Origin of the sequence: Streptomyces niger, assembly GCF_000718305.1 — a bacterium.
Taxonomy (GTDB): Bacteria; Actinomycetota; Actinomycetes; order Streptomycetales; family Streptomycetaceae; genus Streptomyces; species Streptomyces niger.
In genome coordinates this window covers 162329-175911 of record NZ_JOFQ01000004.1, presented here as the reverse complement: position 1 = coordinate 175911, position 13583 = coordinate 162329, and the positions used below count along the sequence as shown (strand labels likewise).

The 13583-nt window shown below is 72.4% G+C and carries 13 protein-coding genes and 1 tRNA gene; 5 read left to right on the top strand and 9 right to left on the bottom strand.

Annotated features, from left to right (window positions below):
• Positions 1-118: 118 nt before the first annotated feature.
• Both IF20_RS09630 and IF20_RS09625 read right to left on the bottom strand, forming a co-directional pair.
• Positions 119-943, bottom strand: a complete 825-nt coding sequence (locus tag IF20_RS09630; RefSeq protein WP_052864671.1) for a VC0807 family protein — start codon at positions 941-943, stop codon at positions 119-121.
• Entirely contained in the window at positions 940-2445 is a 1506-nt protein-coding gene (locus tag IF20_RS09625; protein ID WP_110944055.1) for a carotenoid oxygenase family protein, read from the bottom strand. The genes IF20_RS09630 and IF20_RS09625 overlap by 4 nt, the downstream gene beginning before the upstream one ends.
• Before the next feature lie 197 nt (positions 2446-2642).
• On the opposite strand from IF20_RS09625, the gene IF20_RS09620 reads away from it, so the two are divergent.
• Positions 2643-3299, top strand: a complete 657-nt coding sequence (locus IF20_RS09620; protein WP_110944025.1) for a PadR family transcriptional regulator — start codon at positions 2643-2645, stop codon at positions 3297-3299.
• Positions 3300-3420: 121 nt separating this feature from the next.
• On the opposite strand, the gene IF20_RS09615 is transcribed toward IF20_RS09620, so the two are convergent.
• From IF20_RS09615 to IF20_RS39065, 4 genes are all read right to left on the bottom strand, one after another.
• Positions 3421-4422 carry a polyprenyl synthetase family protein gene (locus IF20_RS09615; RefSeq protein ID WP_052864670.1) on the bottom strand — a complete coding sequence of 334 codons (1002 nt, stop codon included), beginning with the start codon at positions 4420-4422 and terminating at the stop codon, positions 3421-3423.
• Between the two features lie 382 nt (positions 4423-4804).
• Positions 4805-4880: transfer RNA gene (locus tag IF20_RS09610), tRNA-Arg, on the bottom strand.
• A gap of 177 nt (positions 4881-5057) precedes the next feature.
• Positions 5058-5486 carry a DUF4190 domain-containing protein gene (locus IF20_RS09605; RefSeq protein WP_407702475.1) on the bottom strand — a complete coding sequence of 143 codons (429 nt, stop codon included), beginning with the start codon at positions 5484-5486 and terminating at the stop codon, positions 5058-5060.
• Positions 5483-5641, bottom strand: coding sequence for a hypothetical protein (locus IF20_RS39065; protein WP_199896546.1), 159 nt, complete (start codon positions 5639-5641; stop codon positions 5483-5485). The genes IF20_RS09605 and IF20_RS39065 overlap by 4 nt, the downstream gene beginning before the upstream one ends.
• Positions 5642-5780: 139 nt before the next feature.
• Here IF20_RS39065 and IF20_RS09600 point away from each other — a divergent pair, with 139 nt between their 5' ends.
• Positions 5781-6410, top strand: coding sequence for a TetR family transcriptional regulator (locus IF20_RS09600; RefSeq protein WP_052864669.1), 630 nt, complete (start codon positions 5781-5783; stop codon positions 6408-6410).
• A gap of 250 nt (positions 6411-6660) precedes the next feature.
• On the opposite strand, the gene IF20_RS09595 is transcribed toward IF20_RS09600, so the two are convergent.
• Entirely contained in the window at positions 6661-8136 is a 1476-nt protein-coding gene (locus IF20_RS09595) for a M6 family metalloprotease domain-containing protein (protein ID WP_052864668.1), read from the bottom strand.
• Between the two features lie 223 nt (positions 8137-8359).
• Here IF20_RS09595 and IF20_RS09590 point away from each other — a divergent pair, with 223 nt between their 5' ends.
• Both IF20_RS09590 and IF20_RS09585 read left to right on the top strand, forming a co-directional pair.
• Positions 8360-9022 (top strand): TetR/AcrR family transcriptional regulator, encoded by a 663-nt coding sequence (locus IF20_RS09590; RefSeq protein ID WP_052864667.1) that lies wholly within the window; start codon positions 8360-8362, stop codon positions 9020-9022.
• Positions 9023-9276: 254 nt separating this feature from the next.
• Positions 9277-10794 (top strand): MFS transporter, encoded by a 1518-nt coding sequence (locus tag IF20_RS09585; protein ID WP_052864666.1) that lies wholly within the window; start codon positions 9277-9279, stop codon positions 10792-10794.
• Positions 10795-11038: 244 nt separating this feature from the next.
• Here IF20_RS09585 and IF20_RS09580 read toward each other — a convergent pair whose 3' ends face one another.
• Complete coding sequence (locus IF20_RS09580) at positions 11039-11536, bottom strand: MarR family winged helix-turn-helix transcriptional regulator (RefSeq protein WP_052864665.1); 498 nt, start codon at positions 11534-11536, stop codon at positions 11039-11041.
• Between the two features lie 61 nt (positions 11537-11597).
• On the bottom strand, positions 11598-12707 hold the full coding sequence (locus tag IF20_RS09575) for a questin oxidase family protein (protein ID WP_052864664.1): 1110 nt from the start codon (positions 12705-12707) through the stop codon (positions 11598-11600).
• A 222-nt stretch (positions 12708-12929) separates the two neighbouring features.
• On the opposite strand from IF20_RS09575, the gene IF20_RS09570 reads away from it, so the two are divergent.
• The gene (locus IF20_RS09570; protein WP_052864663.1) at positions 12930-13523 is read left to right on the top strand and encodes a pyridoxamine 5'-phosphate oxidase family protein; all 594 of its coding nucleotides are present in this window, start codon (positions 12930-12932) and stop codon (positions 13521-13523) included.
• Positions 13524-13583: the final 60 nt, after the last annotated feature.

Sequence of the window (13583 nt, the reverse complement as noted above, 5' to 3'; positions counted from 1 at the left end):
GGCGCGCACCCGGATTCTGCGTCGGGCGTCCCTGCGGCGCCACCCGTGCCGCATGCACGTGGGGCGGCGCGGTACGGCCCCCCGCGCCGTACCCCGCCGCCCCGTGTGCCCCGCGGCGTCAGCGCCGCAGGTGGCGGGTGGCCCACTTACGGTGCACCACCGTGTAGACGGTCAGCAGACCGAAGGTCGCCAGCTGCATCAGGCCCGAGAGGCCGGTGGCGGCATCGACGGGAAGCAGGTAGATCATCGGGAGCCTGACGACGGCCTCGGCCAGCATGCCGACGCCCCATACGCAGGTCATGACCGTGAGCGTGCGCCGGAACGCCGGTTCGGTGGCCCAGCGCTGTTCCAACTCGGCGAGCGCGCGCGGCGTGCGTCCCTGGGTGCGCCGTACGACCGCGTAGATCATCGGCCGCCCGGCGACCGCCGTACCCAGGAAGATCAGACCGGCCAGGCCCGTCGGCACCGAGTCCTTGGCCAGGACGAACCGCGCGTCGCCGCTCACGAAGGACAGCAGCAGGCCGACGCCCCACACGGAGAGCATGAACGCCGCGAAGACATCGAAGCGGCGGGGGAGGACCGCCACGTAGACCACGCGGAGCGCGGCGGCGACCGTGGCGCCGAGCATCGAGGGGTACACGTCCACGCCGCACGCCCGCAGGACGTAGTAGACGGCGATCGACAGGCCGATGTCCCAGAAGAGCGTCGAGAACATCTCCCCGAGGCCGTTCCACCACCGCTCGCCCCCACGTGCGGCGGTTGCGGTCTCCTCCGTGTGCGCACTCGTCGCCGCCCCCGTGGCGGTGACTTCCGCTGCGCCCGTGACCGGCTGTTCGCCGGGCCCCTCAGGCCGTTCCGCTGCCGTGTTCGGCTCCATGATCCTCGCCCCCGTGTGCACGGTTCCGACTCCTTGCTGCTTGTCGTTGTAGAGGGATGCGTTCATCGCCCGGTCTCGTTCCCGAGTGCGGCCGCGTCCGCGCCGCCGTCTCCGTCGGCGATCCACGAGCCGTGGAAGCCCGCGGGGACCGCACGCGGCAGCCGGACCGTGGCGACCGGGGCCGCGGTGACGTCGGTGGCGTCCAGGACGAGCAGCTCCGAGCCGGCTCCGGAGCGGTCGGTGACGATCGACAGGAGCCAGCCCTCGTCCTCGGCGTGCGCGTCCTGTGCCGGTACGAGCACCGCCTCGCCGACCGCCCGGTCCGGTCCGACGTCGTGCGTCTGCCGCTCGCCGGTGGTCACGTCGTACCGCACCACCGCGCCGCTCGGTGCGTCCGAGACCAGGTACAGGTACCGGTGGGCGCGGCCCACGTGCCCGGCGTGCAGCGTCGGGAACTCGACCGGGAGATCGTCCAGCGGCGCTTCACTCACGGCTCCGGCCGCCGGGTCGAGCGTCCAGCGGTACAGCACCGGCCCCGGGGCGGCAGGAGCCGCGGCCCTCGCCCCGGAGACGCCCGGCGGGGCCGTCCCGGGGGCCGGAGCCGCCTGGCCGGCGCTCGCGCCGCCGATCGCCTCCCACAGGCCGTTGAAGGTGTCGCGGCCGTACCGGACGGCGTCCAGCACGATCCGCCCCGCCGTGTCCTCCCGGGCGTTGCCGACGTGGAACACGTAGCAGGGTTGGATGTCGAACCACCGCACCGGTCCGTCGCCGGCCCGCTCCATCACGCCCAGCCGGGCGCCGTACGCGTCGTTCCAGCGCATCGGCATGCTGCCCGTGCCGCGCAAGGCGGCATCGAAGGTGACCGGCAGGTCGAGCCAGACCACGTACCGCTCGGTGATCGCGAAGTCGTGCATCATCGTCGGCGCCGGAACGTCGACCACGCGGCTGTGCTCCAGCTCCCCGGAGGCCGACATCCGGTGGTACGTGACATACGGCGGCGTCGGCGCGTATCCGAAGAAGTGCAGCTCCCCGGTGACCGGGTCCTCCTTGGGGTGCGCCGTCATGGCGGTGTGCAGCCGGCCCCCGAAGTCCTCCGGCCCGAGCGTGTCGAGGTCGGGCGTCACCCGGTGCGGCAGGCCGCTCTCACACAGGGCGAGCAGCCGGCCGCCGTGCTCGATGACGTGCGTGTTGGCCGGGTTGTTCGCCAGGTCGCGAGTGCCGTCGGGGCGGGTGGACGGGATGCCGGCGAGGCGGGTGGTGCGCACCCAGCGGTTCCGGTACCACTTGGCGCGGCCGTCCGCGATCCGTATGCCGTGCAGCATGCCGTGCCCGAGGAACCAGTGTGCGCCGCCTCCCCTACCGGGCAGCGGGTTCGGGCCGTTACGGAGGTAGCGGCCGCGCAGTTCCGGAGGCAGCGTGCCGCTGACCGGGAGGTCGTACGCGTCGATCTCGGTCGGTACGGGTGCGAGGTGGCCCGACAGGGCAAGTGGGCGGGGCTCGGTGCCCGAGGGCGCGCTGTCCGCGCCGTGTCCGGCAGTGCCGGGTATGCGTGTCGTCCTGTCGGTCATCGCGTCGTCCATCCCCGTGGGCAGTCCCTCCGTGCGCGTGCCATCCGTGGTCACCGCCTTCTGGCGTGTGGCATCGGATGGCGCTGCCTGCGCTCAACTTCGACAGGTAGAAAGTGACACGTTGGCCGTCACGTGTCAACTTCTACATGTCGTTGAGTTAGTATCGGTGGTGGCAAGAAGAAGGGCGGAGAAGAGCGATGTCGCTGCGGTACGCACTGCTGGGGCTGCTTGCCGACGAGGCGGGCAGCGGGTACGAGCTGACCAAGAGGTTCGAGCGGAGCCTGGACCGCTACGCCTGGCATGCCAAGCACAACCAGGTCTACCAAGAGCTCAACAGGCTGGCCGCCGACGGACTCGCCGAGGTCGTCGAGGAGGGAGCGCGTGGCCGCAAGACCTACGCGATCACCGAGGCGGGCCGTGCGGACCTGCGGCACTGGCTGCTGAACCCGCCCCGCACCCCCGTGGTCCGCAACGAATTCGTGCTGCGGCTGTTCCTCCTCTTCGCGCTCGACCCGAAGGAGGCGCGCAGCGTGCTCGCGGACTACGCGGCGGCGGTCCAGCGGGACCTCGATGCCCTGACCGCGCTGGTCGAGTCCGCGAACTTCGATCCGCACGACGGCGTCCTGCCCGATCCGCTCGCCTTCGGGCACCTCGCCGCAGGCTTCGGCCTGCACATGCTCCCCGCGTCCCGCGACTGGGCCCAGTGGGCCATCACCCAGATCGACAATCAGACGGGCGAGGACGCCGGCCACGAAGGCGCGCGGGAGACCGGGACTTCGGGGGGAGACGGTTCGGCGGAGGACGGCGGCGCCACGAAGGGGAGCGGTGCGGTGGAAGAGACGCCCGGCAGCTGACCGTCAACATCACGCGCCTCCTGCCCTGTTAGAGGGGGATGCCTGGCAGATGCATGTAGATCACGATCGCCCCGCGTGGTCCCGTGCAGGATGAGGGCGTCCGAGCCGCCGTCGTCCATGGCTAGAGGTGCCGTTCATGGCAGTGACCGTCAACGAGATCGATCTCCCGCCACACTTCTGCCCCCTGGAGTCGGCCCGGCACCCGCGTGCTCACCTCGTCGACGAACGGGCCAAGGAGTGGATCCGGCGCAGCCCGATGTGCGCGACCGACGAGGAGCGGGCCTGGACCGTTGCCACCTGCAGCACCGACTTCTTCGCCCGGTTCGCCCCCGATGCCGCCACCGACGACCGACTGTTGTGGACGTCGCTGTGGGTGTACTGGGGCTTCGCCTTCGACGACAGCCGGTGCGACAAGGGCCCGCTCAGCGCGCGGCCCGCCGCGTTCGCCGCCCTGGCCGGCCGCGTGCAGCGCTCCCAGCGCGCACGCGCACGCCATCAGGGCCCCCGTCTTCCCGGCGGCCATCTCCAAGTACTCCTCGGGGCGCACCCGGGCGGTGCTCTCGAAGGCCACGTCCTGGCTCTGGCCGCGCAGCAAGTCCGCCAGCATGCGGGACAGTTCCCCGGTGGCCGGCGCGCTGTACGGCCGAGCGTCAGCGGCGAGTACGGCGAGCGCCCTGACCAGCAGGGCGTCGCCGGTCAGCACCGCCGCAGGGCTCCCGTACCGCGCCCACACGGCGGGCCGGTGGCGACGCAGCGGGTCCGCGTCGATGACGTCGTCGTGCAGGAGGGAGAAGTCGTGCACCAGCTCGACGGCGACCACTCCGGGGACCACGCTCCCGGGCGGCGTGTCGACCGCCATCGCCGACAGGAAGGCGAGGGCCGGGCGTACGGCCTTCCCACCGCCCTGCGCGGCGGGCCCCGCCACTCCGTGCCAGCCGCGGTGATACCCGACGATCTCCCGCTGCGGCGCGGGCAGGTCCTCGACCGCCCGGCGCAGCGCGGGCGTGACGAGCTCCCGCGCCCACGCGAAGAGCTCCGCTCCGTCACCTCCCGCCCCTGCGCCACGCCCGGGGGCCTCGCCCGCGGCGGGCACGGCCGCCGCCATGCTGCTCAGCGCGGACATCCGCACCCCCCGACCGCCGGTCCCCGCCGACGCCGTCCTTCCACCACCCGGCGGCGCGGACAGCCGGTCCCGTATCGGTGCAGGGAGACCTCGTGCCCCACCTACATCACCGACCACGACGTCGTACGCGCACCCGCGAAGGCCCGCGGGTGCGTGAAGAGTTCACTTGCCACGCTCTCACCTAACCGTGCCGGCCCGGGGTAGTCGCCCGCGGCTTGCCCGCACCCGACAAGATCACTGAAGCGGCGTAAGAACTCCCGTTCCATAGTGCGGATACGCCGGCCCCGCGCCTCAACCACCCATAGCTTCCAGTGCGGTTGCCACAACGTTCCGTCGCCACACACGCCGAAGGCCCCGACCGATTCGGTCGGGGCCTTCGTCCTGGTGCCCCCGGCAGGATTCGAACCTGCGACACCCGCTTTAGGAGAGCGGTGCTCTATCCCCTGAGCTACGGAGGCGGGCGGTCAGTGGTGGTGCGGTGCGCCCTGGGTGAAGGGTCACGGCGGGCGGTGTACGCACCATCGGCTGGCCGTGAACAGGGTAGCGGATGGGGTCGCGCCCGGTCTCGCCGCTGGGTGGTCAGACGGTTCCGACGCCCCGGTGGTGGCGTGGCGCGGCCCCGTGGGCGGCCCGGGTCACGCGGGGAAGTGCCAGCTGACCGTGCCGTCGGCGGTGACGATGGCGGCCAGGACGATGAGGTCCGCGGCGCCGAGGGTCATGCCGAGGAGGGCGCGGCCGCGCCGGGTGGTGCCCCGGTGGAGGGCGATGGCGCCCAGGACCAGGGAGAGCGGACCCAGGACGAGGTTCATGACCAGCAGGCCCACGAGTCCGAGGATGAAGGAGGCCACGGCCATGCCGTCGGCCTGGGTCCCCTTGCGGCGGGCGCCGGTCGCGGCGCCGGAGCCGGACTCGGTGCTGGACCCGGTGCCGGACTCGGTGCCGGACTCGGCCTGCACCTCGGTCGCGCCGGTACGGGTGTCGTCGGCGCCGGTACGGGGCGTGTCGGCGGCGGTACGGGTCTCGTCGGACTCGGTGTCGGGGCGGCGGTGGATGAGGGTGGTCATCGACGGGCCTCCTTCGCGCGGTATTCGCGGACAGCGAAGATCAGCAGCCAGGCGGCGATCGCGGCGGCCGCGGTGAGCGTCGCGGCGAGCGGAAGGTGTGCCGCGGTGCCCACGAGCACTCCCAGGAGGAGCAAGGCTGCGACGAGGAAGATCATTTCTGGCCCTTCCAGGTGAGGTGAGTGGCCTTGATCGTTCGGTTGGGTGAACAGTTGGTGTCACACTTGTTCACTGACTTATGAGTCTAGCGCGCCCCCGGGGTGGATCGCGTCGGAGAACGGATGTTTACTGAATGGCATGAGTCACACCACCGGCGTCCGGCAGGCGCAGAAGCAGAAGACCCGACAGGCGCTCCTCGACGCCGGGCTGCGGCTGCTGGCGGAGCAGAGCCTCAGCAGCATCGGGCTGCGGGAGGTGACGCGGCTGGTGGGGGTGGCCCCCGCGGCGTTCTACCGGCATTTCAGGGACATCCCCGACCTCGGCGTCGCGCTGGTCGAGGAATCGCTCGGCAGCCTGCACGGGGTGGTTCGCGCGATCCTCGCCGAGCAGCCGGACGCCGAGGAGCGGATCGATCGTACGGTCGCGGTCGTCGAGCATTTCGTGCGCGAGAACCCGGCGCACATCCGCTTCATCGCGCGCGAGCGGCACGGTGGCGTACGGGCGGTGCGCAGGGCGATAGCCGCCGAACTGGCGCGGTTCGCCGACGAGGTCGCGGCGGCGCTGCGGGAGCAGCCGGTGTCGGACGGCTGGAGCGACGACGACCTGCTGATGCTCGCCGAGATGTACGTCGACCACCTCGTGATGACCGCGTCGGCCCTCCTGGACGCCGCGGACGACGGCGACACTGCCGCCCGCGACCGGCTCGCCGAACGGGCGCGCAGGCAGCTGCGGCTCATCAGCCTGGGGCGGCGGCACTGGAAGGACTGAGCGCTGAGCGCCGGAGGGCGGCGGACTCGGGAAGCTGGCTCGGGAGCCGGACTCGGGAAGCTGGCTCAAGGGCCGGCCTCCGGTAGCTGACTCGGGAGCCGGTCTCGGGCATCGGGCTCGGGCTCGGGATCGGGATTGGGTTCGGGAACTACTGTGCATGGAGGCCCTGCTCCGGGGGGTCGCTCGGTTGGCGTGCGCCCTGCGAACTCCCGGGGTCGTCAGTGGGGTCGGGGCCCGCCGCCCTCGGTGATCAGTGCTGTCGGAGCGTGGTGATCCGTACGCGGAAGGTGTCCGCCGTGCTGCCGGTACTGCCGGCCGCCGGGTGGTCCTCGAGGACCCGGACCGATACGCCGTCGGCGCGGAAGGTCTGGCCGGGGCGGTACGTGGCGTCCGTCAGGTCCGCGCGGACGTTCGGGTCCTCTTGGAAGCAGCCGGCGCTCTTCGGGGTGGCATCGAACACCCGGACCGGGCCCTTGCCCGACGGGACATCGGTGGCGACGCGGTAGACCAGGACGCCGGGTCGGCAGGCCGTCGGGTCGAGCGGACCGGCCCGGCGCGCCTCGACGACGTAGGCGCGGTGCTTCGAGACCGGGACGACGGTGATCTTCGTCCCGCCGGGTACGGTGGCCGCGGTGAGTCGGTGGGTGGTGACCGAGCCGGGCAGGTGCACGCAGTCCACCTGGTCCGGGGCCAGCCACCCCAGCTTCCACTTGTGCCAGCCCAGGAAGTCGTTCTCGGGTCCCCAGTCCACGTCCATCGGGTCCCAGTGGCCCACCGGGTGCGGGTCGGCGCGCCCGTCCGTGAAGTACAGGTCGGGCAGGCCGAAGGAGTGCGCGTTCTCGTGGTTGAGGACCCGGTACGCGCTCGGGCCGGTCTGCCGGCTCCAGATGAACGACACGTTCTTCAGATGCGTCCCGTCGCCCGTCTTCAGGCCCAGCGGTCCGCCGCTGAAGGTGACGGACCAGACGTTCTCGGTCGCCGGCGGGCCTGCCTGCGGCGTGACCAGCACGTTCACCAGGTCGTAGGCGCGGAAGTCCACCGTGCGGTCGACGGCGTGCACGATCTCCTTGGCCAGCGCGTAGTAGCCGTTCTTGGAAGCGGGGCTGAAGGAGGTGCCGCGCCCGACGCGGTACGAGGCCAGGGGGCGGGACATCCGGAACCACTTCAGGACGGGCGTCGAGCGGTAGTCGAGCATGCCGTAGGAGCTGCCGCGGAAGAAGCGGGTGGCGGCGGGGAAGAACTCGCCGTAGCGCTCGCGGGGGCTGATCCCGGCGCGTACGTCAGGGAAGTCGATGAGCACCGTGAGGGCCCGTACGCGGCCGGTGGGGCGGACGAAGCCGGGCGGGGTGGCCGCCGCCTCGGACACGCCGGTCACGGAGCCGGGGAGGGCGCAGGGGCCGGCGGGCAGGGCCGGGACGGCGCCACGTGTACCCGGGGGAGGGGACGAGGAGGACGCCGGGAGGTGTCTGGCCGCCGCTCCAGGGGCTCTTCGTATACCGTCCCCGTCTCCGTCCTCGTGGCCGCGCCCGTCGCCGTCCTCGTGTGGCGCGTCGCCCCGCCCCCGTAGGGCCGCGCCGCGCCGCGCATCCGAGGGCGGTGAGGTGGCCGGCCTGCTGTCGCCGTGCCGGTCGCCGCCGAAGCGGGACCCCGTCGTTTCGAAGGCCGGTACGACCAGCGCGACCGCGAGGGCCGTGGTGACGAGCAGGGCGGACGGTATCTGCCTCATGTGCTCACCCTGGGGCGGCGAGCGCGCGCCTGCCCGCCGGGTTACGTCATCCGGTGGCGGGCGCCCCTGGGGCGCCGGCGTGACACTCGGGTGTGTGGCAGGTCACATTCGAAGCGGGAAATAACCGGGGAGTGCGTCCCCGTTCAACCAGTCGTCCGCGCGAAGCGGGGAGCTGCTCCCCGTTTCCGGAATCGTACGCCGTACCCGAAAGGAGTGAGCCGACGTGAACACCGCTTCCACCGCCGCCACGAAGACGTCCCAGCCCCGACTGCGGGCCGATGCGCAGCGCAACCGGGAGCGGATCGTGGCGGCCGCTCGCGAGATCATGGTCGAGCACGGGGCCGAGGTCCCGCTCGACGAGGTCGCGCGCCGGGCCGGCGTCGGCAACGCCACCCTCTACCGGCACTTCCCGGACCGTGCCGACCTGCTCCGCCACGTCATGCTCTCCGTTCTGGACCGCACGGCGGACCGTGCGGAGCGCGCGCTCGCGGCGGAGGGCGACGACGCGTTCCAGGCACTCCGGGCCTTCGTGCACGCCGCCGTCGAGGAGCGCATCGGAGCGCTCTGTCCGCTCCTCTCCGATGGCGTCGACAAGGACCACCCCGACCTGCTCGCCGCGCGGGACCGTCTGGAGCGGGCCGTCGAGTCCCTCATGGGCGCCGCGCGCGAGAGCGGCCGACTGCGCGCCGACATCGCCGTCGGCGACCTGATGGTCGCGATCACCCAGCTCACGCGGCCGTTGCCGGGCAACCGCTGCACCGACTTCGACAGGTTCGTGCACCGCCACCTCCAGCTGTTCCTGGACGGTCTGATGGCTCCGGCGAGGTCCGAACTGCCCGGCTCGGCAGCCACCTTGGACGACCTCCGGCAGCAATGCCGGCGGTGACGGAGGCCGCCCGCTCCCCGCTTCGTACGGCCGGTCACCGGTGATCCGTCACCGGTAGCCGGCACTCCTTCCCACAACCGGTCCACGCCGCCCACCGTCCACTGCTCACGAACACCCGGCTCGCGCCGCACACCGCGCACGAACGTCTGGCTCGCGCCGCACACCACGCACGAACGCCCGGCGCACGCCACGCCTTTACGCCTCGCCTCACACGACCTTTTTCTTTCTTCTTCGCACCCTAGGTGGATCCACCCATGTCCAAAACCGTCCAGACCGTGGACCCCAGGCGCTGGAAAGCGCTCATATTCATCGCCCTCGCCCAGCTCATGGTCGTGCTCGACGCGACGATCGTGAACATCGCGCTGCCCTCCGCTCAGGCGGACCTCGGGATCTCCGACGGCAACCGGCAGTGGGTCATCACCGCGTACGCCCTCGCCTTCGGCGGACTGCTGCTCTTCGGGGGCCGCGTCGCCGACCTGTGGGGTCGCCGGCGCACCTTCGTCATCGGCCTGACCGGTTTCGCGCTCGCCTCCGCGCTCGGCGGCGCGGCGGGCAGCACCGGGATGCTGCTCGGTGCCCGCGCGCTGCAGGGCGTGTTCGGCGCGCTGCTGGCGCCGGCCGCGCTGTCGCTGCTCGCGGTGACCTTCACCGAGGCGCGCGAGCGGGCCAAGGCGTTCGGCATCTTCGGTGCCATCGCGGGTGGCGGCGGCGCCGTCGGCCTCATCCTCGGCGGCGTGCTGACCGAGTACCTGGACTGGCGCTGGACCTTCTTCGTGAACATCCCGTTCGCCGTGGTCGCGGCGGCCGGCGCGCTGCTGGTCATCCGGGAGCCCGCGGCGGGCCGCAACCGTTCCCGGCTCGACGTCCCCGGCGTCGTCCTGGCCACGGCCGGACTCGTCTCGCTGGTCTACGGGTTCACGCGCGCCGAGTCCGACGGCTGGAGCGCCGGCGCGACCATCGGCCTCTTCGTGGCGGCCGGCGTGCTGCTGGTGGCCTTCGCGGTCGTGGAGTCCCGGGTGCGGACGCCGCTGCTGCCGCTGCGGGTGGTCACCGACCGCAACCGCGGGGGCGTCTACGCCTCGCTCGGCCTCGCCGTGATCGGCATGTTCGGTCTCTTCCTGTTCCTGACCTACTACCTGCAGGTCGTGAAGGGGTACACGCCGGTCACGACCGGTCTGGCCTTCCTTCCGATGATCGCGGGCATGATCACCGGGTCGACGCAGATCGGCGCCCGGCTGATGACCCGGGTCCGGCCGCGGCTCCTGATGGCCCCCGGCTTCCTGTTCGCCGCGCTGGGCATGCTGACGCTGACCCGGATCGACCTGGACACGTCGTACCCGGCGCTGATCCTCCCCGCGTTCCTGCTGCTGGGCCTCGGTATGGGCACCGCCTTCATGCCGGCCATGTCGCTGGCCACGCACGGTGTGCGGGCGCAGGACGCCGGTGTGGCCTCGGCGATGGTCAACACCTCGCAGCAGGTGGGCGGCGCGATCGGTACGGCCCTGCTGAACACCATCGCGGCCGGCGCCACCACGGCGTACGCGAGGTCACACGCGGCCGGTGCGCGCTCTGCCGACGTCCTCCAGCTGCAGTCGATGGTGCACGGCTACACGACCGCCATCTGGTGGGCGGCGGGCATCCTGGCCCTCGCCTCGGCCATCGCGTTCGTCTTCGTCAACACCGGGCGGCCCGGGGCCGGTACGCCGGTCGCGAGCTCGGCGGACGGCGCGGACGCCGCCGAGGAAGTGCCGGTGCCCGTGATGGCGCACTGACGCCGAACAGGAGGAAGGGGCGCCCCTCGGGGCGCCCCTTTCGTGTATGTGAGGCGCCCCTTCCGTGTACGTGAAGGGCGCCCTTTTCGTGTACGTGAGGCGCTGCTTCCCTACGGGTGGCGCTGTTTCCCTACGTGTGGCGCTGCTACTTGTGCGCGATACGTCGCTTCAGGTGCGCGGTCTGCGGTGCGCGGTGCGCTGTGCTTCTCGTAGCCGGCGGGCACCGCGTCCTCGGGGGCTGCGGTCAGCGCAGCCAGGGGAGGTCGGCGCCGTTCGGCTGCAGCCCGTCCGCCACGGTCCGGCAGATGTCGGCGAGTTGCCGTACCTGCTCGGGGGAGAGCCGGTCGAAGACCGCGGCCCGTACGGTCGCGACGTGGCCGGGGGCCGCCTCCTGGAGGATCTTCAGACCCTCGTCCGTGAGGACGGCGTTCTGGCCGCGCTTGTCCGACGGGCAGTTCTCCCGCCGGACCCAGCCGTTCTTCTCCAGGCGGGCGATGGCGTGCGAGAGCCGGGACCGGGTGATCTTGGCGTTCTGGGCCAGCTCCGTCATCCGAAGCCGTCTGCGCGGCGCCTGGGAGAGCTGGACGAGCAGGCCGTAGTAGATGTGCGGCATGCCGGCGTCACGCTGCAGCTGACGGTCGAGGTGATCTTCCAGCAGGGTGGTGGCGTGCAGGTACGACTGCCAGGCGTACTGCTCCTCGTCATTGAGCCAGCGCGGCTCACCGGCCATGTCGTTGCTCATACCATCCACTGTCTCATTGGTCTCGCACCTCTTGAATATTTAACAAGGGTGGCCCGGAGGCTCAGCGCTCTCGGGGGATCAGCGTGACGGCCTGGTGCGCTGCCCGCAGGGCTTCAGGGCGGCCGGTCGTGGCGGCCACGTCCAGCGCGGTGTCCGTCAGCTTGATCGCGTGCGCGTCTCCGTGCGCCGCCGCCCGCTCGAAAGCGTCGGCCAACGCATCGGGGCGGGGACGGTCCGGCGTCTCGGCCGAGGCGCTGTGTGCGGCGTTCCGCGGGCCCTGCGGGCGGCCGGTGCGGCGGGGCGCGTAGGCCGCCGTCACCGCCGCGCTCGCGGCCCAGGCGGCGTGCAGGCTCGACACCCACAGGTGCTCGGGGAGCGCCGGGAGCGTCCGCAGGACGGCATTCGGGGCCGTCGCCGCGTGCACCAGCATCACCGGCGCGGCGGCCGCGTCCACCGCGTACCGGGCGGTGGCCGCCGCGACGACCTCGGCGAGCAGCGCCCGCGCGTCCGCCGGCCCGGCCGCGGGACGCAGCGCCGCCGCCGCGGCGGGCCAGCCCGGCGTCGCCGCCAGCTGGGCCAGCCGCTCCCGGATGCCGCCCTCCTGCTCCGGTACCGGCGGCACCTCCCACAGCGCGGTTTCCGGGCCGTCCTGGCCCGCAGGGGCCGGTACGTCCCCGAGGGGAAGGTGGCGCGCCGCCCAGTAGCCGAGTGCGTGGGCCAGCTCCGCCACGCGAGGCTCCTCCTCGCCGTCCTCCGTGAGCGTGCGGACGGCGTGCCCGACCCGGATGACCGGGTGCGTGGCGGCGCCCGCGATCCCGGGGAGCAGCCGCGGCCACCACTCGGCGAGCACCTCGCGCCACGGGCGGTCGTCGAGCTGCCGGCCCATGTACGCGGTCCAGTCGGTGACCCGGCGGGGGTCGCCCAGGGCCTCCCGCCAGTTGGCGTCGGTGACGGCGCTGTCGGCGCGCGGGCGGTCCTCCAGCTGCGTCTCGTAGGCGTCGAGCCAGCGGTGCACGGAGTCGGCCCGGCCGTGCCGGACCAGCGCCTCGACCGCCATCGGGCCGTGGTTGCTGAGGTACCCGTGGAACTCCGGGCCGTGTGTGTGCAGCCGCTGCAACGCCTCGTCGAGAGTGCCGTCGGTGGAGTGCGCGGAAGCGTCTGTGGTGTCCATGTGCCGAGGCTAGGGAGGCGGGGGAGGGCGCGTAACGGACTGTGGTCCCGATGCCCCTCGAACGGCCGCCCTACGCCGTCCGTCCTATGCCGCCGGGCGTACGCCCCATAGGGGGCCGGGAGGACGCAGCAAGAGGGATCGCCCGGCGCTCGGACGGGACCGCAACGAAGTCGGCCGTCATACCCGACAGGAGGCGTCCGGTATGGCCCTCAGGGTGAAGACATGACGAACACGGCGCATGAGGCGCGGCGCACGCAGGACAAGAAGGCGGCCGGCTGGTCGGAGTTCGCGGCGGCGGAACCCGCGCTCGCGGAGTGGGCCGAGCGGCGGTTCGGCGCCTACCCGCACCACGTACTCGCGACACTGCGGGCGGACGGCTCCCCGAGGCTGACCGGCCTGGAGGCCGACTTCCGCGGCGGCGAGCTGTGGCTCGGCATGATGTCGGGCTCACGGAAGGCGAGGGACCTGCGGCGCGACCCGCGGTTCGCGCTGTACGCCAACCCGGGCGGGGGATCGGACGTGGTGGACGGGGACGTGCGGATCGCGGGGCGGGCCGTGGAGGTCGCCGACGCCGAGGTGCTCGCCCGGTACTCGGCGGAGGCGGCGACGCCGCTGCCGTTCCATCTCTTCCGGGTGGAGCTCACCGAGGTGGTGCGCACCCGTGTGCAGGACCCGCACATCGTGCTGGAAGCCTGGTGCCCGGGCGCGTCGCTGCGCACCATCCGGCGCGGCAACGACGACGCCCCGGCGGTCGAGGAAGCCTCGGCGGTCGGGGGCGCCCCGGCCGTCGAGGACGCCCCCACCACCGATTCCTAGGGGAGTGGGAGTTCTCCAGGGCCGGGGTGGAGGTCTCACGGTTTCTCCTGGTTTCTCCAG